Origin of the sequence: Methanosarcina acetivorans C2A (assembly GCF_000007345.1) — an archaeon.
Lineage (GTDB): Archaea > Halobacteriota > Methanosarcinia > Methanosarcinales > Methanosarcinaceae > Methanosarcina > Methanosarcina acetivorans.
The window spans coordinates 5,334,718-5,358,264 of the sequence record NC_003552.1 but is presented as its reverse complement, the minus strand read 5'-3'; the positions used below and the strand labels follow the sequence as shown (position 1 = coordinate 5,358,264).

Annotated in this window: 17 protein-coding genes and 2 tRNA genes; 10 read left to right on the top strand and 9 right to left on the bottom strand. The window is 46.2% G+C overall.

Going from position 1 to position 23,547, the window contains the following annotated elements:
• Positions 1-99: 99 nt before the first annotated feature.
• Both MA_RS22740 and ilvE read right to left on the bottom strand, forming a co-directional pair.
• Positions 100-2,040 (bottom strand): molybdopterin biosynthesis protein, encoded by a 1,941-nt coding sequence (locus tag MA_RS22740; RefSeq protein WP_011024230.1) that lies wholly within the window; start codon positions 2,038-2,040, stop codon positions 100-102.
• 318 nt (positions 2,041-2,358) lie between these two features.
• Entirely contained in the window at positions 2,359-3,237 is an 879-nt protein-coding gene (ilvE, locus tag MA_RS22735; RefSeq protein ID WP_048065968.1) for a branched-chain-amino-acid transaminase, read from the bottom strand.
• Between the two features lie 347 nt (positions 3,238-3,584).
• On the opposite strand from ilvE, the gene MA_RS22730 reads away from it, so the two are divergent.
• Together MA_RS22730 and MA_RS22720 are read left to right on the top strand one after the other, a co-directional pair.
• A tRNA-Arg gene (locus tag MA_RS22730) sits at positions 3,585-3,659 on the top strand.
• Positions 3,660-4,950: 1,291 nt separating this feature from the next.
• The gene (locus MA_RS22720) at positions 4,951-5,598 is read left to right on the top strand and encodes a class I SAM-dependent methyltransferase (protein WP_226990695.1); all 648 of its coding nucleotides are present in this window, start codon (positions 4,951-4,953) and stop codon (positions 5,596-5,598) included.
• Positions 5,599-5,684: 86 nt separating this feature from the next.
• Here the strand turns inward: MA_RS22720 and MA_RS22715 are convergent, their stop codons facing one another.
• The 7 genes from MA_RS22715 to MA_RS22685 all read right to left on the bottom strand — a co-directional run bounded on the left by MA_RS22715 (position 5,685) and on the right by MA_RS22685 (position 11,704).
• The gene (locus tag MA_RS22715) at positions 5,685-6,236 is read right to left on the bottom strand and encodes a PspC domain-containing protein (RefSeq protein ID WP_011024226.1); all 552 of its coding nucleotides are present in this window, start codon (positions 6,234-6,236) and stop codon (positions 5,685-5,687) included.
• A 94-nt stretch (positions 6,237-6,330) separates the two neighbouring features.
• A complete protein-coding gene (locus MA_RS22710) occupies positions 6,331-7,698 on the bottom strand; it encodes an SO_0444 family Cu/Zn efflux transporter (RefSeq protein ID WP_011024225.1) in 1,368 nt (455 codons plus the stop codon).
• Entirely contained in the window at positions 7,695-8,042 is a 348-nt protein-coding gene (locus MA_RS22705; protein ID WP_011024224.1) for an ArsR/SmtB family transcription factor, read from the bottom strand. The genes MA_RS22710 and MA_RS22705 overlap by 4 nt, the downstream gene beginning before the upstream one ends.
• Before the next feature lie 444 nt (positions 8,043-8,486).
• Complete coding sequence (locus tag MA_RS22700; RefSeq protein WP_011024223.1) at positions 8,487-9,260, bottom strand: energy-coupling factor transporter transmembrane component T family protein; 774 nt, start codon at positions 9,258-9,260, stop codon at positions 8,487-8,489.
• Positions 9,261-9,416: 156 nt separating this feature from the next.
• Positions 9,417-10,268: an energy-coupling factor transporter ATPase gene (locus tag MA_RS22695; protein ID WP_011024222.1), complete on the bottom strand. Its 852-nt coding sequence runs from the start codon at positions 10,266-10,268 to the stop codon at positions 9,417-9,419.
• Entirely contained in the window at positions 10,244-11,068 is an 825-nt protein-coding gene (locus MA_RS22690) for an energy-coupling factor transporter ATPase (protein WP_011024221.1), read from the bottom strand. The genes MA_RS22695 and MA_RS22690 overlap by 25 nt, the downstream gene beginning before the upstream one ends.
• A gap of 72 nt (positions 11,069-11,140) precedes the next feature.
• A complete protein-coding gene (locus MA_RS22685) occupies positions 11,141-11,704 on the bottom strand; it encodes a biotin transporter BioY (protein ID WP_011024220.1) in 564 nt (187 codons plus the stop codon).
• 466 nt (positions 11,705-12,170) lie between these two features.
• Here MA_RS22685 and MA_RS22675 point away from each other — a divergent pair.
• From MA_RS22675 to MA_RS22630, 8 genes are all read left to right on the top strand, one after another.
• Positions 12,171-12,245, top strand: a tRNA-Arg gene (locus MA_RS22675).
• A 394-nt stretch (positions 12,246-12,639) separates the two neighbouring features.
• Positions 12,640-13,095, top strand: a complete 456-nt coding sequence (locus MA_RS22670) for an N-acetyltransferase (protein WP_011024219.1) — start codon at positions 12,640-12,642, stop codon at positions 13,093-13,095.
• 261 nt (positions 13,096-13,356) lie between these two features.
• Positions 13,357-14,022: a DtxR family transcriptional regulator gene (locus tag MA_RS22665; RefSeq protein WP_048065966.1), complete on the top strand. Its 666-nt coding sequence runs from the start codon at positions 13,357-13,359 to the stop codon at positions 14,020-14,022.
• A gap of 44 nt (positions 14,023-14,066) precedes the next feature.
• Positions 14,067-16,046: a ferrous iron transport protein B gene (gene feoB, locus MA_RS22660; RefSeq protein WP_011024217.1), complete on the top strand. Its 1,980-nt coding sequence runs from the start codon at positions 14,067-14,069 to the stop codon at positions 16,044-16,046.
• 888 nt (positions 16,047-16,934) lie between these two features.
• Positions 16,935-17,114: a hypothetical protein gene (locus MA_RS22650; protein ID WP_226990694.1), complete on the top strand. Its 180-nt coding sequence runs from the start codon at positions 16,935-16,937 to the stop codon at positions 17,112-17,114.
• 804 nt (positions 17,115-17,918) lie between these two features.
• Positions 17,919-18,875, top strand: coding sequence for a hypothetical protein (locus MA_RS22640; protein ID WP_048065963.1), 957 nt, complete (start codon positions 17,919-17,921; stop codon positions 18,873-18,875).
• Positions 18,876-18,929: 54 nt separating this feature from the next.
• Entirely contained in the window at positions 18,930-22,457 is a 3,528-nt protein-coding gene (gene smc / locus MA_RS22635) for a chromosome segregation protein SMC (protein ID WP_011024214.1), read from the top strand.
• A complete protein-coding gene (locus MA_RS22630) occupies positions 22,450-23,535 on the top strand; it encodes a segregation and condensation protein A (protein WP_011024213.1) in 1,086 nt (361 codons plus the stop codon). Before smc ends, MA_RS22630 begins: the two co-directional genes overlap by 8 nt.
• Positions 23,536-23,547: the final 12 nt, after the last annotated feature.

Below are 23,547 nucleotides of genomic sequence, written 5' to 3'. Positions count from 1 at the left end.
ACCTCTGGAATGCAAGGAAGAACATGGGAGTATGTTCTCAAAAAAGAAAGGAATGAACCGGGAAGCCCGTTTAATTTTTAGATTTGGCAGACAGTTCCCTCAGTAGGAAATAATCTCCCCGGTTCTCTCATAGACCTGCAGCCCTGCCGGAAGCTTTGAGGCAAATTCTGCGGAGCTGAGAGTTTTCAGGAATTTTCGCACTTCAGGGACGTCAAGAACCTCTTTTCTGATAAGGAAGTCGTATTCTTCTTCTGCAAATTTCACGAATTTCAGGCCGTTTCTTTCCGCACAGTTCCTTAAGCCCACTCCGGCATCAACCTTTCCTGAAAGCACAGCCTCGCAGACCGAAACTTCGGATTTCGCTCCGGAACCGTATCCAGGGATTGAGTCCGTAAACTCCTTTTTGCTTATCCCTTTTTTCTCTGCCAGTTCCTCTATTTTCAGCTCAAGAAGAGCTCTTGTGCCCGAACCCCTATTTCGATTGATCAGCCTTTTGCCGGGCAGGGCTTCAAGTCCGGAAACCGGGCTGTCCTGCTGAACAAGGAGCCCCATTTCTCGCCTGTATCCTTTGACAAGCACGACTTCCGAAAGCCCCATATTCTCTATCGTCGGAGCATTGTACCGGATTTCACCTGGAAGGCTTTCTCTCCGGTTTTCCGGGCGCTTTGAGGGCATATTCACGCCTGCGATATCTGCCGTGCCTGCGGCAATTGCACTGAAACCCCCGCTTGAGCCGGTGTAAAGGGTCCTGAACCGAAGTCCGCTAAGGTCTTCCAGGACGTCAAGCCCTGGGCAGAACCCTCCTGCTATGAGCAGGTCTGGCTTTTCAACCTCTCCAAAAAGGGTCACTTCCACGGCCGTTCCGGCTTCCATATACTCGGTCTCAGGTGGGATTTCTATAAAGCCGTCGGCTTCGGAAAGAGAGGTTATGGCCCCTGAACCCCGGTCTGCAGGATAAACCCGTCCCCGGACCAGGCCTACGGGAAGGAGCTGCTGCCTCCCTTCGGAGCGGAGGACCGTACCCAGAATCCCAGTTTCCGTTCTTCGTACTCCTGCCTCTGCTCCGAGGGCTTTTCTCAGAAAAGGTGCCACAAATTCATTGAAGATCATTAAGGCAGATGAAGGGTTTCCGGGAAGCCCGATAATCGGGACTCCTTTTATAATGCCTATGACCACGGGTTTTCCCGGTTTTATGTTGATCCCGTGAGCAAGGGTTTCTCCGACTTCGTCTATTATCCGGTACATCACATCCCCTGTCCCGGAGGACGTGCTGCCTGAAGTCAGGATCAGGGCACACTCCGAAACTGCAGTTTCAAGTGCCTTCCTTATCCCGGTTTCGTCGTCCTTCACGACCCCGTAAAGCAGGGAGAAAGCTCCGCATTCCTGAACTCCTGTGTAGAGGGTATAAGAATTTGCGTCGTATACTTTTCCTGGAGCCAGATTTCCTCCAGGACTGACGAGCTCGTTCCCCGTTGAAATTATCCCGACAGGCAGCCTGAGTACGGGGACTTCTTTTTTTCCTATGGAGGCTAGGACACCTATTTCTCTTGTGCCCAGTTTCCTTCCCCTGCGCAGCACTCTTCCTCCTTTCAGGATATCTGAGCCTGCTTTCATGACATTTTCGCCCCCGGCTACAGGTCTGAAGATGAGCACAGTCCCGTTTTCTTCGGAGCTGTACTCGACCATAACCACAGCATCAGCCCCTTCAGGGATCGGGGCTCCTGTCGCAATTTCTACAATTTCTCCTGCCGAGACCTTGAAGCTGACGTCCGAGCCCGCAGGGATATTTCCAAGCAGTTTCAGCTTTACAGGCTCCGTTTCACTGCAGGCATACGTATCTTCTGCCCGGACCGCATAGCCATCCATTGTTGCCCTGGAGAAGGGGGGGACATTAATTTCGGTAACAATATCCTCTGCAAGGATTTTTCCATAAGCGTTTTCAAGGGCCGAGTTTTCTTTCTCAGGCCGGATCTGAAGGCGGTTTATTATTCTCCGCGCCTCCTCCACAGGGACAAGTTCCCGAAATTCTTTGCGTTTCATGAGAGTCAAACCTGTAATCTTATCGGTTTTCAGATGGAATTTTCCCCTTAATAGAATTTTCCGGTGCATATCAATCTGTTCTTGCATCCGCAATCACTCTCACAGTCTGAATTTTTGCCGGAGAGTGCAGGAGAAAAGTGTACGTGGTTGACCGAAAGGTTTGGCCTGAAACATCGAAATAATGGACCATGGTCCTCGAAAGAAATAGATCCCGGTGGGGCTGATTGAGAAAGGTTCTGGTCAAAAAAGATTTTGGCGGGAAATCCCGCAGTTTTCGTTTTTTACCTTGGGTTGCGCTCTTTTCTTGAGCAGACACTTTTATTTATAAATTTGTGTTCCCGTGCTCTGGGTTATTTTCGCAAAGGCTTCAACCATTTTCATTGTGAGAGGCCCGGGTTTGCCTGTACCTATGACTCTTCCGTCAAGTCTGGTCACGGGGGCCGATTCGGCTGCAGTTCCTGTGACAAAGATCTCATCTGCTGTGTAAAGGTCAAACAGGCCGAGGTTTGATTCGATAACCTTGTATCCCATTTCGTCCAGAAGTTCGATGGCTGTGGCCCTTGTTATACCTTTCAGGTTGCTTATTGTGAAGGGGGTCAGGACCCTGTCGTCCTTGACGACGAAGATGTTGTCTCCCGAGCCCTCGCAGACAAACCCGTTATGGTCAAGGAAAATAGCTTCGTCTCCTCCCTTCTCGTTGGCTTCTATCTTTGCGAGGATGTTGTTGAGATAGTTCAGGGACTTGATGTTCGGGGACAGGGCATCCGGGGCATTTCTCCGGACACAGACGCTAACTCCGGTAAGCCCTACTTCGTAAAGGTCTCCGTACATGGCCCCCCAGCCCTGGGCAATAACGATGACACTTGGTTTCCCGCACTTACGGGGGTCAAGCCCGAGGTCGCCGATTCCTCTTGAGACGATGGGACGGATGTAAGCATCTTTGAGGTTGTTTTTCCTGAGGGCCTCAAGGATTATTTCGGTCATTTCCTCTCTTGTGACGGGTATGTCCATTGCGATTGCTTTTGCCGAGTCATAAAGCCTGTCAACGTGCTCCTTTAACTTGAAGACACGTCCGTTGTATGCCCTTATGCCTTCGAACACACCGTCTCCGTAAAGGAAGCCGTGGTCATAGACCGAAACTTTGGCTTCGTCTTTGGGGACAAATTTCCCGTTTAAATAAATCAGTAAATCACTCATTTGCAAATCATCCTTTCAATTTTTGATTGCCTGTTGAATACTTAACTGGCGCTTTCGATCCAGTACAGTCTTTAATCTACAAGCGAATAGCCCATTTTACTTTTTCACTCTTCGCGGTATGTAAGCTCTATACAGAGCATTTAAATATACTCCTAACTCAGGGAGAGTTGCCATACTGAGATTTTTAAAAAACACTCCAAGTAAAGCGGGTAGGTATTGAATATATATTACAATTCCGCTTCCACATAAATATTTTAAGATTTTATACCGCCCCAAGTAATACGTTCATACAAAAGGCTTTTATCTTAGAAGACGCATTTCGTATTCCGCAGTAGAATAAGCAACCAGGGCTCGTGGCTTAGCCAGGATATAGCGCTGGGCTTCTAACCCAGACGTCGGGGGTTCAAATCCCTTCGAGCCCGCTTTATTCCTCTTGCCTACTTTTGACTAATCTTTGGTAAATTAATCCTGACTTTCTTCCTAAAGTTCCTGTACTTTTTATTGAAATTCCCACAACTTTCAATCATATTTGTTCCTTTTTCAGCAATTGTTCCCTTCGTCGCTACCGCTTTTTCCCGAAGTCTGTGCTGCACTTCTCTTTAAAATAATGTCTCTTTAAACAACGTATGCCTTACTGAACCGCCAACGAAAATCATACCTATAGTCCGGCTTATTCTCGTATTTTTATGCTGTCGCCAGGTCAACCCAGGTGGGCTGCTCAGACAAGGAGCTGCTTCAGCCGGGCAAGGCTTAGATTGGAACAGTCCTGCCTCTAAATCCCGGCGGGGTGAAATAGCATACGATAAACCGATGGGAAATTACTCAATACCATGGGAATAAGACTGGCAAATAATAAACAAACACAACCTCCAGGGTGCTTCCGGTATCTTCATAAAGTTATGCCGCTAATAAGCCGATTCCCACAAAAAACCAACTGCGACCGCAATGGTTAATCTCACCATCCAAGAACCCGGCAGTGTCGAAACCTCTACTTATTCACAAAAAGGAAACAAGCAACCCGGCATAAATCAGCAGAGGAAGCAGTGTTCAGACGGGCAATACAAAACGATCCCGGCGCAGTAACATACGGAGAACAACTCCCATACCAGTGAAGTTGCTTTCTTTCATCTTCACCTTGAAGTGCTTCCTTTGATTCATCGCCGTAATGACGCATAGACAATTCTTCCAGGGTAGCTGGCTCCGCTTTCAGGGATTTCAGATCAAAGGGGTCAGGGTGCGTATAACCTTCTCCATAGCACTGGCGCCCACTGAAAATCTCCATTTTTCTCCTTTCTTATATATCGTATACATCAGGCGGCATATACAAATCAATATTTTAATTAGCAAAATCTGCAGTAACCGTAGTTCGGGTTAAATGCCGTAAATCTTCTAATGTTCCTGATTCTACAATTCCTTTTGTTAATAATTCACAGGAAAAGCCTTCATTACAGCCAATTTCATGATTTTTTGGTTATATTCTGAAATTCGGATAGCAGGTAAAGTTATTATGATAATGACGCTAAATTATCAAGGCGTACCCAACAACCCGGCCGTTTTCAAATCAAACATGGAGTCACTTTTGGTTGCATAATAAGCCGATTCCATAATCTTCAATGTCTTTTTTGATTATACTTCATTGTAAAAAACGGTTTTAAAAACGGGTTTCAGAAGTAAGGAAAATCGCGACTGCTGATACTATAAAGGTGGTTAAATATGCGGGTATTTACGAGGATTTTACTGATAATTTCAGGTCTTTTTGTTTTATTGCAAATTGCAATAAGAATTATAAAAAGATTTTATAAACTTTCACCCCCACCATTTATGGGACGTTTCTTAGATAGCGATTTTAGACGAAAATTGCAGTCCCCTGATAAATTGATAGATCGAAGTGGGATAAAAGAAGGAATGCATGTTCTGGAGGTTGGATGCGGAAGTGGAGCGTTTACAACTTTCGTTGCAAGGACTGTTGGAATTAAAGGAGAAGTATATGCTCTTGATATTCAACCAGGAATGTTAATGCAGTTAAAGGAGAAACTATCAAGACCAGAAAACAGAGATATCAGGAACATCAAGCTTATAAAAGGAGATGCGCATAATCTGCCTTTTGATGATAACTCATTCGATCTGGTATATGCAATAACAGTTATTCAGGAAATTCCTGATAAGAATAAGGTTTTAAAGGAGATAAAAAGAGTTCTGAAACCTGGTGGAATTCTTGCAGTAACTGAATTTTTACCTGATCCTGATTACCCTTTAAAGTCTACTACTATCAGGTTAGGCGAAGAAGCTGGCCTTATCCTGGATAAAGTTGAAGGAAACCTCTGGCACTATACTGTCAGATTTAAGACAAAGAAAAAATAATCTGCCGGAACTGAAGATATATAAATTCCCGGCATAATGTAGTCTCTCAAAATGCTGTTTTCCATTCTTTTGTCTGAGTCTTTTCCTTAGCTGCTCTTCCGAGTTTCGGGCACCATCTGAACGCTCTCTTCCGAGGGCATGATTATTGCCAGAATAATATATAGGACGATTCCGATCCCGTTTACAAAGGCAAGGAGCACAAAGAGTAGCCTTACAAAAGTCGGGTCAATCCCGAAGTACTTCCCAAGCCCGCCGCAGACTCCAAAGAGCATGCGGTCGCTCTTACTTTTTGTCAGGCGCTTTTTCATTGTATAAACCGTGCGTTCTTCCTCGCCGGTCTCTTTTCCTGCTTCTTCTCCAGTCTCTTTTCCTGCTTCTTTTTCTTCCTCTGTTTTCTCAGGTTTTTCCCATGATTTCTCCGTATAGCCGGTTTCAAGTTCTCCCGGAGCCTTGAAATCGCTTTCTTTCGGTTCTATTCTTTCCTGGGGAGTAGGCTCTATGCCGGCTTCTTTTTCTTCCATTGTTTTTTCAGGTTTTTCCCATGATTTCTCCGTATAGCCGGTTTCAAGTTCCCCTGGGGCCTTGAAATCACTCTCTTTCGGTTCCTTTTTTTCCTCAAACTCGGGATTTTCCTGCATAATGATATATTCTATTTCTGAGGATTTATATTATTCTGGTACTTATCCTGCATTTTTCATTATTTTCTCTTCGATTTCTTTCCGTTATCTCCTTTTAATGGCATTCTGTACAGCCGCACTCTTGCCCCCTGCGGAAGCTTCCGTACAGCATTAGAGGGAGCAGGAAGGCTGCAAAACCGATCTTGATGCCTTCAGGAAGTAATTCTCCTGCACTTCCCAGCGTTGCAGTTGCACTGACTCCCAGCTTAAGGTAAAGCCAGTCAAGCAGGATTCCTGCTCCAAGGGCGCACAGGGAGATCACTCCGAGGTAGAGGGCTGCCGAGCGTTTTCCGAGGAACCGGACGACCATGGTTATGGTTGCCGCATTGGTTGCAGGGCCTGCAAGGAGGAAAACAAAAGCTGTGCCAGGGCTCATCCCTTTGGCTACGAGGCTTGCGGCAAGAGGGGTCGAAGCTGTAGCGCAGATATAAAGTGGAATGCCCACTACAAGCATGACCAGCATTGACCCTAGCCCTCCCCCCAGGTATTCCTGAATCAGGGTTTCCGGGACAGCATAGGAAATTGTCCCTGCAAGCAGGATTCCAATCAGCATCCACTTCGCGATGTCTCCGGGAAGTTCGATGTAGGCATATTTCAGCCCTCTCAGAACATGCTCTTTTAATGACCTTTTACTTCTTCCCTCAGAGCCTGTTTCCTTTTTCTCCTGCCCGCAGTGTCCGCAGCTGCATAAAGAAGTTTTACTTTCAGGTGCCTGTGTTGCCGGGGAGGGGGTGAGAGGTAGGGCACCCTTCACAGATTCTGCCTTCAATTCCAGAGGCATGGCTTTTGAAGGCACAGTATTCAGGGCAGACAGCTCTTTTTTTCCTGTTACCGGGGCTTCAGCTGCGTTACAGCCACAGGAAGAGGAGCTGCATTTGCTTCCGGCTGCCGATACCCCCACGAGGGTCGAAACTGCAACTATTTCTGTTTTTTTTCCAGCATTTTCCTGTTTTTTGCTTCCTTTTTTCTCGATTTCTTCACCTATCAGGAGATTGTCGGCAAGTCCTGCAAGAAGGGCAGTTATAAGAGTTGCAAGCGGACGAAAAATAGTCATCAGAGGGTCGAGGAGAGCATAGGTGATCGCAATGGAATCCACTCCGGTCTGAGGAGTCGAAATCAGAAAGGACAGGGTTGCGCCTCTGTTTGCTCCCCTTTTCCTTATCGACATGGCTGCAGGGATCACCCCGCAGGAACAGAGGGGAAGGGGTAACCCTGCCAGGGAGGCGTTGATAACGGAACGGACTTTTCCTGCCGAGCTTCCGAGGTAGTCCACAATTTTCTGGTCAGGCACAATTACATTGAGGACTCCTGCAGCGCCGAAACCGAAAATGAGGTAAGGGGCAGCTTCCACAAAAATTTTCCAGGAGGCTATGAGAATTCCCGAAAAAAGGGTAGGGATGACGTTGAGGAATTCGAAGCTCATATTTTTTCCTCCACATGTTCAAGGCACATCTCGATGAGGGTGCGCACATGTTCGTCTGCGATATAGTAAACCGTAAATTTTCCTTCCCGCCTGACTCTCACGAGGTCAAGCTGCCTGAGGGTTCGAAGCCCATGCGAAACTGCAGACTGCGTGACTTCAAGGGCCTGCTCGAGTTCGCAGACGCACATCTCTTTTTGCCTCAGCAAAAAAAGGATTTTCAGACGGGTATCCGATTGCAGCGCCTGAAAAACTGCAGACATCCGGGTAATATATTCGGGATCAGGGACTTTCTGCAGCAGGTTTTCGATCTGCTCGGGGTTGACACGATCGCATTTTTCTTGCATTAATGTATGAACAGTTGTTCATATATTAATCTCTTTCTAAAGACCTATCCGAAAAGTCAATAATGTCATGTTGTAGAAGTTACAATAGGTCATAATATCGAGTATCAGTTAAGTTGTGCATATTGCCAATTGTAAAAGTTACAGCAGGTCACAACACTTTTCGGATAGGCTCTGAGAACTGCTCTGGTCTGCAATGGCGAAATATGAAAGATAATAGCAGGATGAAGTTAGCAGAATAAAGTTAGCAGGGTAAGATTAGCGGGACAAAGTTCGCAGCGTAAGGTTAGCAGGATAAAAAAAGAGGTAGAAAGCGGAAAAGTGCAAAAAAATAAACAGAAAAATGAGCTTCGGACATCTGCAGAGAAAAATTGTTTGAAAAATATTTTCTATGTCTCTACTTTAGCCTTTAATTTATGCCTTTGATTATGTCTTTATTTTCGGTCTTTAAAATTTCAGGATAAAGGCTGCAAAGAATACAAGAGCTAAAAGGGTTGTCCAGTCTCTTTTCTGCATTGACAGCTCATGTATCGAAGTCCTGCGAGTTCCCTGATATCCTCTGCTTTCCATTGCCAGAGCCAGTTCTTCCGCATCTCTTGCCACTCCCCTTATCAGGGGTATGACAAGGGCAGGGATTGAGTGAAAGGGATTTTTCCCGAAATACATGCCTCTTGAAGCCTGAGCAGCTTTCGTCCGCTCAACCCTCTCAAAGAGCAGGGGGAGAAAGGCTATGGAGAGGTTCATCATTGTCGCAAGCTCAAAGGAACTTACTCCCAGCCAGCGGAGGGGCAGAGGGCGCAGTATTCTCTCTATTCCGCAGGTAATTGCCGAGGGGTCAGTGGTGGCTGTCATAAGGGCGGCAAAAAGCAGGAGGAGTATAAACCTTGCAGAAAGCCTGAGCCCGTCTTGAAGCCCCTCGAGACTCGGGTGCAGGACCCAGAACGAAGCCAGCACTCTTCCTTCGGTGAAGAATAGCTGTGCAAGAAAGATAAACGTGATAAACAGTAGCATAGGCCTGACTGCCCGGAAAAATACTATGGCTGGCAGCCCGGAGCACGATGTAAGGGCAAGAAAGAACGCAAAGAGCATTCCAAACCCGAAAAAACTTTCAGTCCTGAAGGTGAGAATGCCCAGCAGCATCACGGCTGCAAGTTTTGTCCTGGGGTCGAGCTTATGCAGAAAGGAAGCCCCTGGAACGTAACTGAAAACAGGTTCTTGCATGCTTTTTTCTCGTTTCTCCTATTTTTTTATTTTTATATTTTTTCAGGATTTTTTAGTCTATTTTCCGGACAACTTTTCAATCTATCTTTCAGATTTTTCCCACTCTATTTTTTCTACTCTATTTTTTTCTCAATCCATTTTTTTTCGATACGTTTTTTAGTCCGTTTCAGACCATTTTTCAGTTTTTTCTTTTTCAAGTCTCGATTTTACTCTCAGGATCTCTTCAAGCGCTTCTTCAACCGTGAATATGGCCGGGTTTACCGGCAAGCCCCTTGCTTTAAGCTCCCGCATCATGGACGTGACTGGGGGGAGGGGCACATTCTTGGCTTCAAGGTACTCTTCTCTGCTGCCTTGAAAACTGATCCTGCCTTCCCGGACAAGCACTATCTTCTCCAGAAGAGGAAAAAACCCTTTAAGATTGTGGGTCACGGTTATAACCGCAGTCCCCTGGTCTTTTATCTTTTTGAGGGTCTCAAGAATTTCTTTTTTCCCGGCAGGGTCCAGCCCTGTTATGGGCTCGTCCAGCACAAGGTAGTCCGGCCTTAGGGCAAGGGCTCCTGCAAGGGCTACTCGTTGCATCTCTCCCCCACTCAGGCTGAAAGGGTCTCGAAGCAGCATTGAGCGGTCGAAGGAAACTGCTTCGAGGGCTTCAAAGACCCTTTCTTCGGTTTCTTTTTTCGAGTACCCGAAGTTCCTGGGTCCGAATGCTATCTCCTCATGCACTGTCCTGCAAAAGAGCTGGTCTGCAGCCTGCTGAAAAAGCATACCCACCTTTCTTTTAACTTCTTTTGAAAAAGGAGAAAGCCCGTCAACAGTTACTTTTCCAGATTCCGGGCGCAGAAGCCCGTTGAACAGTTTTATAAGCGTGGATTTTCCTGCCCCTTTTTCTCCCAGGATCCCTACGAATTCCCCTTTTTCGATGCGCAGGTTCACATCTTTTAAGGCCGCTGTTTCAAGTGGGGTATTTTTCGAGTAGAAGAAACTCACGTTTTCAAGAATAATCGGCATATCTCCTCCGCAAAGCTGGAAGGGGAAGAAGTCTTTTCCCAGGGAACCGCAACTCCGTGGTTTTTCAGGCGCTCTGCAAGTTCTATCAGGGAAGGGGGAGTAAGCCCGAGGTACCTGAGAGAAAGGTCCGAAAGTACGTTTTCGGGTGTCCCTTCAAGCACTATTTTCCCTCTATCCATTACGATAATTCGATCTGCGGCTTGAAGCTCTTCAAGGTTATGTGTGATATATACTATGGTTTTTCCTTTTTCATGCAGCCGTTTTACACGTTCGAGGACAGCTTTTCCAGAATCAGGGTCAAGCATGGATGTTACTTCATCAAAAATAAGGCAATCGGGCTCCATGGTAAGGATCCCTGCAAGAGCCACACACTGTCCCTGCCCCCCGCTAAGGGTCTTTGGGGAACGGTACCTGTATTTTCCAAGCCCTATTTCGGCAAGGGCTCTATCCACCCTCTTACGGATTTCTATCGGGGGCAGGCAGAGGTTTTCGGGCCCGAATGCAAGGTCTTCTTCTACGGTCCTGCCGACAAACTGGGTTTCAGGGTTCTGGAATACGATTCCTACAAGTTTCCTGATCCCCTGGAGCTTTGAAAAATCTCCGGTATCCATGCCCCTTACCAGGACCTTCCCTTTTTGAGGCCTCAGGAGCCCGTTAAGGTGAAGGGCAAGCGTAGATTTGCCGCTTCCATTTTTGCCTGTTATCCCTATGTATTCCCCTTTTTTAATTCCAATATTTATGTTTCGGAGGGCAGGGGTCCCATCAGGGTAATTGTAACTTACATTTTCGAGCCTTATCATGCTGAATCGAATTCTTTTTTTTAAATTTCCATGGAAATTTTAGAGTCTGGGGCTTTAAAGCTTATGACTGATTTAGATTTTATGGTTTGAAGCGATATATGCGGCAGCTGCAGTTTTTACCACTTCTCCCGGCAGGAAGGGAAGGGCTCCGAGGGTAAGAGCTGCCCGTGGTCCCATTTCGGCTACCAGCATCAGCTGGGAAACCCCAAGGGCATATATGACCAGAACTCCTGCTCCCATATTAAGGGCGTTAACTGCAAATCCTGATTTTCCGGCACTCTCCGCCCTTTCGGAAAATTTGCCTATAAGGTAGGCAGCCAGTATGAATCCGAAAATGTACCCTCCGGTGGGTCCGAGAAGCACTCCTATTCCGGAACTGCCCCCTGCAAAGACCGGAAGCCCGGCAACGCCGAGCAGGGTATATACTATCATGCTCAGGCTTCCCCATTTGCTCTTCAACAGGCTTCCTGCAAGCAGGACAAAGAACACCTGCAGGGTGACAGGAACAGGCGAAAAGGGTATGGGAATCTGTATATAGGCCCCCACAGCAGTCAGGGCCGCAAAGAGGGAGGCAAAGACCATTTTTCGGAGTTCGGGAGTATGGAAGGGATAAGAATGATCATGTCTCATGTGCATACTTTTTTCCTTTTTTGGTTTTATCTTTTTACCCGGGTTTCTGTCAGCTTTTTATTGTTTATCGGTATTGTTTATTCGAATTCTTCTGCCTGAAAAAGCGCCAGGTAGCCTTTTTAACGGGGGCGAATGGGAATTAGGCAAATTCAATGCTTCTGAGGGTATATTCAGAGCAAATGCTTCTGAGGGTATATTCAGAGCATCCTGTGTATTGTTAACTTCTTTTTCAGTTAATTTCTGAGGACGAAGTAACTCCTTATGTTCATAAATTCATTGTTAACCTTCTCTGAAGTCATGGTTTACATTTAATTTAAAACTTTCCCGAGGCATCTGTTTATATCTGCGTTTTCTGGCTTCCTGTGCTCCGGAGCGATAATTAAATATATATCTTATGCCGGTATTATGGATACTTCACCTGAAATGCGGTTTTAGCATACTGTTGCATGCTGTATTTCTGAAATTACGTTGTGGGCGCGTGGCCTAGCCCGGATATGGCGGCAGCCTCCTAAGCTGTAAATCGGGGGTTCAAATCCCTTCGCGCCCGTCAATTTCTATCTCTTTTTCACGGCATCTTTTTATCCAAGTTTCATTTTACCGGTTTCATTCTGTCCGCTTCTCTTGATCTGTTTCACTTTGTCTGTTTCATTCTTTCCTCTTCATCTGATCTGTTCCACTTTGTCTGTTTCATTCTTTCCTCTTCACTTTCTCTGTTTCACTTCATTTGTTCTATTCTGCCTGTTTTGTACCTGTTTTGTCTGCAATTTTTGAAAACTTGTTTTGAAAACTTGTTTTGAAAACTTGCCTTATGGGACAGGTCCCAGGTATGGATAATTTCTTATCCAGAAGTACAGTATTGCCTAGTTGGAATGAGGCAAATGCTTATAATTCCGCAGAATTTCTATTGCAAAACATAATTACCGCTTCAGAGGAAACAGGAATTGATCAGAAAAGCCAGGATAAGTGATGTTGTTGAGATGAAACAGATCATCAACACCTACTCTAAGGATGAGCTCATGCTCGCTCGTTCCCTGAGTGAAATCTACGAGAACATAAGGGACTATTATGTCTGCGAGATAGAAGGCGAGATTGTCGGATGTTGTGCCCTGCATGTGGTCTGGGAAGACCTTGCAGAAATCCTTGCTCTCGCAGTCCGGCCCGATTGTGCAAGAAAAGGAGTAGGTTCGAAGCTTGTTTTAGCCTGTCTTGGGGACGCTAAAGAACTAGGCATGAAGGAAGTCTTTGCTCTTACTTACGTGCCCGATTTTTTTGAAACCCTGGAATTCAATATCGTGGATAAAAACAGCCTTCCCCGGAAAATCTGGTCTGGCTGCATCAGATGCCCCAAATTCCCAGACTGTAATGAGATTGCAGTCCTCAGGTCTATCGACACTTGAGCCTTTCAGGAACCTTCAGGACTTCCTGGACTTCAGGACTCCTGAATCCCAGGCTCTTATTACAAGGCTTCCGAATCTGTTATTTTATTTTTTTCATGCCGACATTCGGGGGAGAAAACCCTCTGTTTTTAAACCTTTTTCAATCTGATTTTATTTAAACAGGTAAAAACCAAAAGTTATTTATTTATCGATCATTCTTTTTAGGTTGTCCTAATTATCAGTCCTGAAAAGTTTCGGGCATGTGTTAGCGGGATGGTGTTAATGCATACGGATCGAATTGAAGAGTACTTAGAAACTATTCTTTATCTTATTACGAAAAACCAGGGTCCTGCAAAAACCAAACAAATTGCGGAAGAACTGAATGTATCTTCACCCAGTGTGACGGAAATGATCAAAAAGTTGCATTCTATGGGGTTCGTTGAGTATAAACCCTATCAAGGGGTCGAATTGACCGAAAAGGGGGCTGAAGAAGCTGTCCGAATTAAGAGGAAACACCAGGTGCTTGAGACTTTCCTGGCTGATGTCCTCGATTTTGACAGAAAGGAAGCTCACAGGGAGGCCTGCGAGCTTGAACATGCGGTTTCAGACTCGGTGCTTGAGAGACTTTACGATTTTTTGGGTAATCCGGAGTACTGCCCTGACGGGCACCCGATCAATATCGATAAATGCAACCTGCAGCGCGAAGAAAAATTCATCCCTCTCGATGAAATGAAAGAGGGAAGTTCGGGCACGGTTGCAAGGGTAACCCTCCCGAGGGAAACAAAAGAGCGTTTAACCTCACTTGGCATCCTCACCGGAGAAGATATTGAAGTCCGGCGCAAGCAAAAACAGGGTTGTATCTCTGTAATGGCTGTCGGGTCTGAGATTGCTCTTGGAAGGGATATTGCAAAGAAAATTTTCATCACTCCAAAAGGCAAAGTTGCGTAAATTCGGGAAAATGATGGTACTTTACGGGAAAAACTAACGGAGGCATGATAGGGATTTCCAGCTCATGCTGTACCCCTGGCAATAAAAGTCAAAAAGATTCTCCTTATGATGTGACGCTGGCCTTCATAGGTAATCCGAGCGTCGGAAAAAGTGTTTTTTTCAGCAGGCTTACAGGGGTCGGGGTTGAGGTGTCCAATTACCCCGGCACTACGGTTGCGCTTATAAGAGGAAGTGTAAAAGCCAGGGGAAAAACTGTTGAAGTAGTTGACCTGCCGGGAATTTATTCTCTCGGGGTGGCAAACGAAGACGAAAAAGTAACGAAAAGATTTCTTATTGAAGACCGGCCGGATGTCATAGTCAACATCCTTGATGCAAGCAGGCTTGAGAGAAACCTCTATCTGACCCTGCAGCTTCTGGAACTCGATATCCCTATGGTTATTGCCTTAAACCAGGTGGATCTGGCCGCCGAGCTCGGGATTCTTATTGATGCGGACAGACTTTCAGAACTCCTTGGCCTGCCTGTAGTCCCCACCGTTGCAACGTGGGGGGTAGGGCTTGACGAGGTAATACTCCAGGCGCTCGAAGAGAAAGAAAAAGTCCAGGCGCACCACAGGGTAAAGTACAGCCAGTGGATCCTCCAGGCTCTATCCAGTCTTGACCATGCTTTTCCGGATACATCCCAGAGTGTTAAAATTGCAGCTCTACTGAACGATGCCGAGTTTGTGGAACTCTGCTGCATGCCTCCTGAAGCCAATGCCATTCTCTCTTCTGCCCGGCGCTTGCGACAGAACCTTGAGATTGATCACGGGATTTCGGTCCCGGATACCGTTGCAAGAGACCTGTACGGAGAATCCGGATATATAGTGGATAGTGTGGTCTCGTCGTTTGAGCCGAAAAAAAGGTTTCGTGACAGGGTGGATAGGGTTCTCACCTCCCCTCACTTCGGGATTTTGGTACTCATATCTGCCCTGCTCTTTACTTTTCTTCTCGTCTTCAGGGTAGGGGGCTTCCTTGAGACCTGGATTGTGGACGACCTTTTTGAGCCTCATATAATCCAGCCCGTCGAAGAAATGACTCTTGGCATGTCCCCTCTCTTCAGAAACCTGATCCTTTATTCCCTGAGGGGGGTGGAAGCCGGATTTGCAATTGCAATCCCGTATATTGCAGTTTTCTATGCCATTTTGTCCATATTCGAGGACTCGGGCTACCTGACAAGGGCAGCTTTTCTCCTGGACAACCTGACCCATAAGCTGGGGCTTCACGGGCGAGCCGTTATCCCCCTGGTTCTGGGGTTTGGCTGTAACGTCCCTGCAATTATGGCAGTGCACGCCCTTGGCACCCGAAGGGAAAAGCGGATAGCTTCGGTTCTCATCTCTCTTATCCCCTGCTCTGCAAGGACCGTTATTATTCTGGGACTTGTGGGGACGTTTGTTGGGTTCTGGCCCGCGGTCTCAATCTATGTGATGGAGGTTTTCATCATTGCAGCAATGGGCTGGGTTCTTGGAAGAACCCTTCCGGGCGAGAGGAGCGGCTTTATCATGGAAATGACCCCTCTCCGAAAACCCGAACTGAAATCCACCCTCCGAAAAACCTGGATGAAAAGCCGGGAATTTTTGTACATCGCTTTTCCACTGCTGCTGGTAGGGAGCGCAGCCCTGGGAATTGCCGACGCCCTTGGACTTCTTTCTATCTTCCAGAACTTTGTGGAACCCATATCAGTCGGTCTTCTGGGCCTTCCGGCTTTTGCCGCAACAGCTCTGGTCTTCGGGATTCTCCGAAAGGAAATGGCCCTCCAGATCCTGGCAGTACTTGCAGGTACAGCCAACTTCGCAGCCGTAATGACCCCCCTTCAAATGTACCAGTTTGCAGTAATTACAACTATCTATGTCCCTTGCGTGGCAACGATTGCAGTACTTAAACACGAGCTCGGAACGAAGGATACTGCTGCAATTGTTATCTTTACAATACTCCTTGCTCTTGTGGTCGGGGTCTTGATTCGGGTTTTCGGGCCTCTCTTCCTGTAATGCCCGAATTGCGATTCGGGAGCCCGCAGTCCTTTTCGCTTCGCTCAAGAGGACTAATCTATGTAATCTATGGGTGAGTAACGTTATTTCTTCTCTTCACCAAGGGACTAAATTATTATAGATCTATCTAATCCATACATCGTTATTCGCTGTATCTTGTCGTTTTTGCCCTGCTTGACGCAGGAGAGCGGTCTTTCCCAAAAACAAAAAGGAAGGGAAAAACCCGAAAGTGAAGGCAACTGATGGGCTTGTGAGTTCAAAAGAGAACACACCCGGGCAAAAAAACAGAAACTTTGGTTTTATTTCTCTTTCAAGTCTGTTTTTCTGTCTTTTTTTCAGGGCTTCAAGACAGGCTGGTGAAAGCGTTTTAATTCGATGGATTCTAAATATCGCTCCCTGTATTATGGAAATAATTTATCTGGGTGGATAGCGGTCTCAGCCTTTTACAGTGCAGGGTAAGATCACTGAAATAATCTCTCCTGAATTCCGGAATATGTTTCTCAATTAATCGGGAACCGACATTCTGTTTCTATATTCTTTCTATATACTACACATTTGAGGTCATTAAGGAAGGGGGAGACGCTTGAGTTTCTTTAAATGGGGTAAAAAATGAGTATTTATGGAGAAAATTAATCTATTTATTTGTTTAGTCACTGGATTAAAAAGCAGATAACTTCTTTTTGTTCTGCCTGGCTTTCTCCTGGAAAATCGGGTTCTGTAAGCTGAGCACAATATTTATATATTAATAAACTAGTTTACTACTCTTTCATCTTATTTTTCCGTTCCCGTAAATTATTAATACTACATGCATCCTGTTTATTCCCGATGACTCGGATTACCGATCACTTACACAAAAACGTGTTTAGTGTTATTATGGATATCTTCGAAATGGATCATTTCCGAGAGCCAGAGGTTGAAGAGGTTCAACTTTTCCTCGAAAGCACAGGAACCCATGGTTCTATTGTTAACGAGACCGCTCTGGAGGTGGATTGTAGTACATCCCCCAAAATTCAGGCAAGGCAGAGTGTACTACTCAATTTCGATGAGTCTCTCCCGTCCATTAAGTAACACTTTCCCCTAAAATATTTCCAACCCTCGATTGAAATCCAACTTTTTAACTCTTTTCCCTTGGAGTTAACTTTTGGGTTTCATTATCTATTTTGTAAAAATTCCTGGTTGAATCGCTGTTTTGTATATGTGAGACTTTATCATCGACACTTCCGGCTTTCTGGACTCTTCTCTTATTTTTAGCTCCTTTTTTGTGTTTTTTTCTCCGGCTTCCAGGGAGTGCTTCATTCCGGATGGGGAATTTCGCACAATTCTCTTATTTAAACTTTTTTATACCGATAATTCCAAAAAATATTTATCCTATATTTCAGTCCCTGTGCGCTTCAAGATCTTTCTTGTCTTCAGGGGCTTGCTGAATGCCGGATTTTAGTCTTGCCTGTCTGGAGGTGAGGCATTTTAACATCCGTATAATTCTTTACAGAGAAAACTGTAGCAAACAGTCCCGGCTTTCTCAAAGCATTTTTCCCTCTTCCTCCCCCGTTTTCAGGCTTTTCTCCCGTTTATATCTTCTTCCTTTGGAAATTTCATATTTTATTCAATTTCTTCTGTTATGTTAAATGGTTTCTGAGGCTGTTTTCAGAAAAGTTAATAAAGTAATCTTATTATAATATAATCTAAAGTTATTTCGAGTCGACTGAATACTATCGATTACCATATATATATAAAGTAAGATTACATGTACTCTATACACATTATTTAAATTTGTCAAATCAAATCAAATTATATTATACTGATGTTTCATGCTAGCAAAATTACAGACATAAGGATACCTGGGACCCAAATTTATTGTTAGAGGTATTTTTCATGAGAACTGGACAGAGGGACTTGCACAACACACCTAAAAGGCGACTGTCAATAACTTATGAGGAGCTCGAGACTCTCAAAAAATCAATCAAGATTTCGGTTCTCAATGAACTGCAGGCCGAAATGGAAAACAGTTCTGAGCTGGACTCTTTTAAGGATCAGATCCTTTCCGAAATCAGGGCCGAAATGACGGAGCTTCACGATTCTTCAGCACTCAAAACTTCAATCCTCGGCGAATTGCGAGCCGAAATAAATTCCGGAAAGGAAAATGATTCTACGATGGCAGAACGGCGGCTGAAAGAAATGGCAGGAATTCAAGACGGACTTGTCAGGGAGCTGCTTGACCAGAAAGTGCTTATAAAAAAGCTGGAATCTGATGTTGAAAAGCTCTCGGCGGCTCTGGGAAACATGCAAAATACCGTATCTCCAGCTCCTCCTCCTGTTTCTCTTCCGGTCCTCGAGGACCCCCTTGACCTTCCTCCTCTCTCCAGAAAGCCAAAGAGCAGGTTTGAGTTCAGGAAAGAGAAACCTGCCGGGCGTGAAATGATTGGTTTCAGGGAAGGTCCTGCCTCTCTGCCGGGTACAAATGCAAAAGTCCAGTTGAAGATCAAGGAAGTTGAGCCAAAAGAACTCGACGAACGGGAAATTGTTGAAACAAAGTGTGAATATATCATTGCCGAGAGCGGGGATAGAAAACGATTTAGAGGCAATCCGAGGCAGTCAACTCCTGTAAACCAGACCGGAAAGGCGTCCTCTTTAAGCCTGCGATCTTCTCTAAGGTCCCAATCTCCTGTGAAGGCAGATTCTGTAAAAACCCGGCCTGCTGAAGATTATAAATGCGAGTACATAATCGCCGAAAAGGTCCCGAAAAAACAGATAGTTGATGAATCCGTGGACGTCAGGGATAATGAAGATGCTGAGCTTATAACCTGCAGCCGGAAAGATCCCCGGGCGTAATGAGGCTGAAAAAAAGAATACTTCTTCAAAAACGCAAAACCTCAGAGGCATTCCGTGTACATAAAAGAAATTGAGTTCGTTAATTTCAAATCTTTCGGAAAAAAAGTAAAGATTTCCTTTTACAATGACTTTACCACTATTTCCGGTCCTAATGGGAGTGGGAAGTCGAACATCATAGACGGGATTCTCTTTGCACTCGGGCTTACAAGCTCCAGAACCCTCCGGGCTGAAAAACTCACGGACCTCATTTACAATGGAGACGAGGCAAAAAAGCCCGATTTTGCCCAGGTTACGATCCGTTTTGACAATACTGACCGCAAGTTGCCGTTAGAGCTTGATGAGATTGTGGTCTCAAGAAAGGTCAGGCGTACAAAAAGTGCGTATTACAGCTATTTTTACTTTAACGGAAAAGCCGTGAGTCTGGGAGAAATCCATTCCCAGCTTTCAAAGGCGGGTGTAACACCCGAAGGTTACAATGTGGTGATGCAGGGAGACGTCACCCAGATCATCTCCATGACCTCGGTGGAAAGGCGAAAGATTATTGACGAGATTGCCGGGGTTGCGGAGTTTGACGAACGTAAGCAAAAGGCACTCGGAGAACTGGAGGTCGTCCGGCAGCAGGTCGAACGCGTAGACATCATCCTTGAGGAAGTACGTACCCAGCTTGGAAAACTCTCCGGGGAACGAGACCAGGCTCTGAAATACCAGGCTCTGAAAACTGAAAAAATCAAATTTGAAGGTTATGTCCTGCTCTCCAAGCTCAAGGATGCCAGAACCGAACTGGAAAACGTGGACAAAGAACTTGCAGGCAAAGAAGAGCATCTTGAAAAAGTCCAGGTTCTGCTGGACGAGAGGGTGAAGGAATTAGAAGCCCTTGAACAGGTCCTTGAACAAATTTCCCTTGAAATCAGGAAAAAAGGGGAAGATGAACAGCTCCAGGTCAAAAAGGAAATCGAAGAGACCAAAGGGGAAATTTCCCGCTGTGTGGACAGCATCGAACTTTCGGAATCCGAACTCGAGGACGCTGATGCAAAGCGCAGAAAAGCGTTTGTTGATATCGACGCCACAAAGGGCAAGGTGGCGGAGTTAGAAGAGAAAATCGAAGCTGAAAACGTGAGAAAAGAAAGCATCTCTTCCGAGCTATCCGAGAGAAAAACCGAGCGTATGCTGCTTCAGAGCAGGATTGCGGATGTGGATGCCAAGTTTGCAGCAACAAGAGACGAGCTCATGGCTGCCCGCAAGAAACTTGAGGACGTTAAAAACGAGAAAAACGAGCTTATCCGCAATGAGGATCGGCTTCTTGATACCTTAAGGAGAAAATCTTCGGAACTGAGGGATATCGAAAACCAGATCAAGGATGCCGAAGCTGCAGTTACTGCCTCTGACAGCGATACCCTTTCTGTCCGGTATGAGATCGAGAAACTTACGGGAAATCTGGAGTCCCTTATAAAAGACCGGGATGATATTGAGAGCAGCCATTTCAGGATCAAGGAAGACATAAGGAAACTTGAGAGCAGGTTGCACAGCCTCCAGCAGGAATATGCAATCGCCGAAGCAAGGGTTCGGGCTTCGGAACAGGGAGGCGGATATTCAAGGGCTGTGGAAATGGTAATCGGGGCTTCCGGGCAAAATGAACTTTTCGGAATTCACGGGACGATTGCCCAGCTCGGAAAAGTAGACCGCAGGTATGCGGCTGCCCTTGAGGTCGCTGCAGGGAACAGGATGCAGGCAGTTGTTGTGGACAATGACGGAGATGCTGCCGAAGCAATCGAGTTCCTTAAGAGGAGAAAGGGCGGAAGGGCTACTTTCCTGCCGCTTAACAAAATGAGAGATTCAAGGCGGCTTGGAAGCCTCAGTTATGAAAACGGTGTAATAGGGTACGCAATCGATCTTATTGAATTTGACCCCGAGTTCGAACCCGCTTTCTGGTATGTTTTTCAGGACACCCTTGTTATGGAAGACCTTGCCAGTGCCCGCCGCCTGATGGGGAAGGCAAGAATGGTCACCCTTGAAGGCGAACTCCTTGAAAAGAGCGGGGCAATGGTTGGAGGGTCCCTTTCTTCAAAATCGGGGATCTCTTTTGCAGCCGCAGAAAAAGACAAACTTCTTGAACTTGCAGAAGAGATTAAATCACTTGACGCGAGCCGGAATGCAGCGATCAGTAAACAGGACAGCATTGAAAGCCATGTTTTTGAGCTGAGCCGGAAAATCCGCGACTGTGAAGCCAGTATTTCCAGAAAAGAACTCGAGCTTCAGGAAATTGCCGGCAGGGAAGCCAAACTTGCCGAACTCCTTGAAGCCAAACAGGCAGACCTGAGGGCAATTGAAGAGGCAAGGACGGAACTCAGGGCTGAAATGGACAGGGTAATTGCGGAAAAGGCTGAAAAAGAGGCTGTTGCCTCCGAACTTGAGGATCAGGTTGCCGAACTTGAAGCAAAACTGGCTGATTCTCCTCTCCCCGAGATCAACAAAAAAGCCGAGTTTGTGGACGAGGAAATCCGGAGGCTTGAAGGCAGGATCAGGGATACCGAAGCCAGCCTGAATGCCCTGCAGCTTGAAAAAGAGTATGCTGAACAGAAGATTGCCGAGGCCAAGGAACTTATCAGGGAACTTGATGAAAAGAAAGCTTCAAGGCGGGAAAAAGTGGATTCCCTTAAGGCAAAGATAGCGGAACTTGAAGCACGGCTTGAGGAAAAACAGAACCGGGAACTTCAGCTTTCCGATGAGCTAATAGGGCTCCAGAAAGAAAGGGAAAATGTTCAGGCTGAATACAGTGCGGTAAAGCGCAGGGTCAATACAGCTTCAACCACCCTTGAAAAGGCAAAGCAGCAGGTTCTCACGCTCACAGCTACGAAAAGTGCCCTTTTCGACCAGGAAAAGCAGCTGCTTGAAGAGATAGAGAGGAGAGGCATAGAAGAAAGCTCCGAGGTCCCGAGTTACGAAACCGTTTACATGAGGATTCAGGCAATCGAAGAAGCCATGCGCAGGCTTGAGCCTGTAAACATGCGGGCAATCGATGAGTATAAAGAGGTGGAACTAAGGCTTTCCGACCTGCAGGGCAAACGCGATACGCTCTTTACCGAAAGGGAACAGCTCCTTGAACGCATTGACCAGTACGAACAGCTCAAGCGGGATGCCTTTATGGAGGCTTATATAAGCATAAATTCCAATTTCAAGGAGATTTTTTACGAGCTTTCCGACGGCATGGGCGAACTCTTGCTGGAAAACCCCGACGACCCCTTTGCAGGAGGAATGACCCTCAGGGCTCAGCCAAAAGAAAAGACCCTCCAGCGCATAGAAGCCATGTCCGGAGGAGAAAAGAGTCTTACGGCACTTGCTTTCATCTTTGCAATCCAGCAATATCGCCCTGCTCCTTTCTACGCCTTTGACGAAATCGACATGTTCCTTGACGGCTGGAATGTAGAGAGGGTCTCAAGGAGGGTTAAAACCTCAGGCTCAAAAGTCCAGTTCATCGTTGTTTCCCTAAGAAAACCCATGATTCAGGCTGCAAGCCGGACTATAGGGGTTACAATGCAGGAGAATAATATCACGAGTATTACCGGAGTGAAGCTTAATGGCTGAACTTATAGATCATGCAGATCATGCGGCACTCAACATTTCCGGCCTTCCCTCCTCACGCGAATCCGGGGAAAAGGACTCTCTTTTTTCAGACCCCGACTTTTTCGGGCTTCCGACAACTCTCTCATACCTCGGCGTTGATTGGGCTCTGCTCGACCTTTCGGAGTTTAATACCTATGAGCCCCTGGGTATCCTGGTCGAACTTGCAAAAGACGGGAAGATTGACCCCTGGGATATCGATGTTGTGCAGCTAACCGACAGTTTTCTGCAGAGGGTAGAAGAGCTCCAGAAAATGGACCTGAGGATATCTTCCCGGACCCTCCTTTATTCCGCTATCCTCCTCCGCATGAAATCTTCAGTAATCCTCGAGGTGGAAGAAGAGGAAGCCGAGGATTTTGACCCTGACTTTTTTGATGACGAATATCTCCCCGAACCTGATGAGTTCCCCATCCCGAAGCTGCCTATTCGCCGCCATTCCACAAGACCTGTCACCCTGAATGAACTTATTCTGGAGCTCAAAAAAGCTGAAAGGACATTCTCAAGGAAAAATGAAAAGAAAGCCCGGCTGGCTGCAGAAGAACCTGATATCCCTGATGCTCCCCTGGCTACCGGAGATGCGCTCGGGATCGCCCACGATGAGGCCATAAGTTCGAGGCTTGCCCTAATCTGGGCGAGGCTTGTTGAACTCTTTATGAAGCAGCCTGTGGTTGAGTTTTCCGAACTCCTTCGGATGAGTGAAGACCGGGTCATGGACTACCTCTCCCTCCTCTTTCTTGCTTCGAGCAGAAAGGTCTGGCTTTTCCAGAGTGAAATGTTCGGGGAGCTGTACATTTATCCAGGAGAAGAATCAGGATTTTCTACTGAAGGCAACCCTCCTCTCTTCCATCAGATGAAACAGGGCTTAATAGAAGATGTTTCCGCGCCTGAACTTTCCCGAAGGGAAAAGTTTGCAGGCAGCAAGCCTCAGGTTGAGGGTATGGACAGAGCGCCTGATGAAGCCGTATATCCTGAGGTTCTTTCTTTTGAACCGGAACATATAGATATAAATTCTCCTGTAGACTCTCCTGAAGAAACACGTTAACCCAACCGAAGT

What these genes read in the sequence shown, in the direction of transcription:
- MA_RS22740 (WP_011024230.1), bottom strand. Translation starts at nt 2,040, where the DNA reads ATGAAACGCAAAGAATTTCGGGAACTTGTCCCTGTGGAGGAGGCGCGG.
- ilvE (WP_048065968.1), bottom strand. Translation starts at nt 3,237, where the DNA reads ATGAGTGATTTACTGATTTATTTAAACGGGAAATTTGTCCCCAAAGAC.
- MA_RS22720 (WP_226990695.1), top strand. Translation starts at nt 4,951, where the DNA reads ATGCGGGTATTTACGAGGATTTTACTGATAATTTCAGGTCTTTTTGTT.
- MA_RS22715 (WP_011024226.1), bottom strand. Translation starts at nt 6,236, where the DNA reads ATGCAGGAAAATCCCGAGTTTGAGGAAAAAAAGGAACCGAAAGAGAGT.
- MA_RS22710 (WP_011024225.1), bottom strand. Translation starts at nt 7,698, where the DNA reads ATGAGCTTCGAATTCCTCAACGTCATCCCTACCCTTTTTTCGGGAATT.
- MA_RS22705 (WP_011024224.1), bottom strand. Translation starts at nt 8,042, where the DNA reads ATGCAAGAAAAATGCGATCGTGTCAACCCCGAGCAGATCGAAAACCTG.
- MA_RS22700 (WP_011024223.1), bottom strand. Translation starts at nt 9,260, where the DNA reads ATGCAAGAACCTGTTTTCAGTTACGTTCCAGGGGCTTCCTTTCTGCAT.
- MA_RS22695 (WP_011024222.1), bottom strand. Translation starts at nt 10,268, where the DNA reads ATGCCGATTATTCTTGAAAACGTGAGTTTCTTCTACTCGAAAAATACC.
- MA_RS22690 (WP_011024221.1), bottom strand. Translation starts at nt 11,068, where the DNA reads ATGATAAGGCTCGAAAATGTAAGTTACAATTACCCTGATGGGACCCCT.
- MA_RS22685 (WP_011024220.1), bottom strand. Translation starts at nt 11,704, where the DNA reads ATGCACATGAGACATGATCATTCTTATCCCTTCCATACTCCCGAACTC.
- MA_RS22665 (WP_048065966.1), top strand. Translation starts at nt 13,357, where the DNA reads ATGCATACGGATCGAATTGAAGAGTACTTAGAAACTATTCTTTATCTT.
- feoB (WP_011024217.1), top strand. Translation starts at nt 14,067, where the DNA reads ATGATAGGGATTTCCAGCTCATGCTGTACCCCTGGCAATAAAAGTCAA.
- MA_RS22650 (WP_226990694.1), top strand. Translation starts at nt 16,935, where the DNA reads ATGGATCATTTCCGAGAGCCAGAGGTTGAAGAGGTTCAACTTTTCCTC.
- MA_RS22640 (WP_048065963.1), top strand. Translation starts at nt 17,919, where the DNA reads ATGAGAACTGGACAGAGGGACTTGCACAACACACCTAAAAGGCGACTG.
- MA_RS22630 (WP_011024213.1), top strand. Translation starts at nt 22,450, where the DNA reads ATGGCTGAACTTATAGATCATGCAGATCATGCGGCACTCAACATTTCC.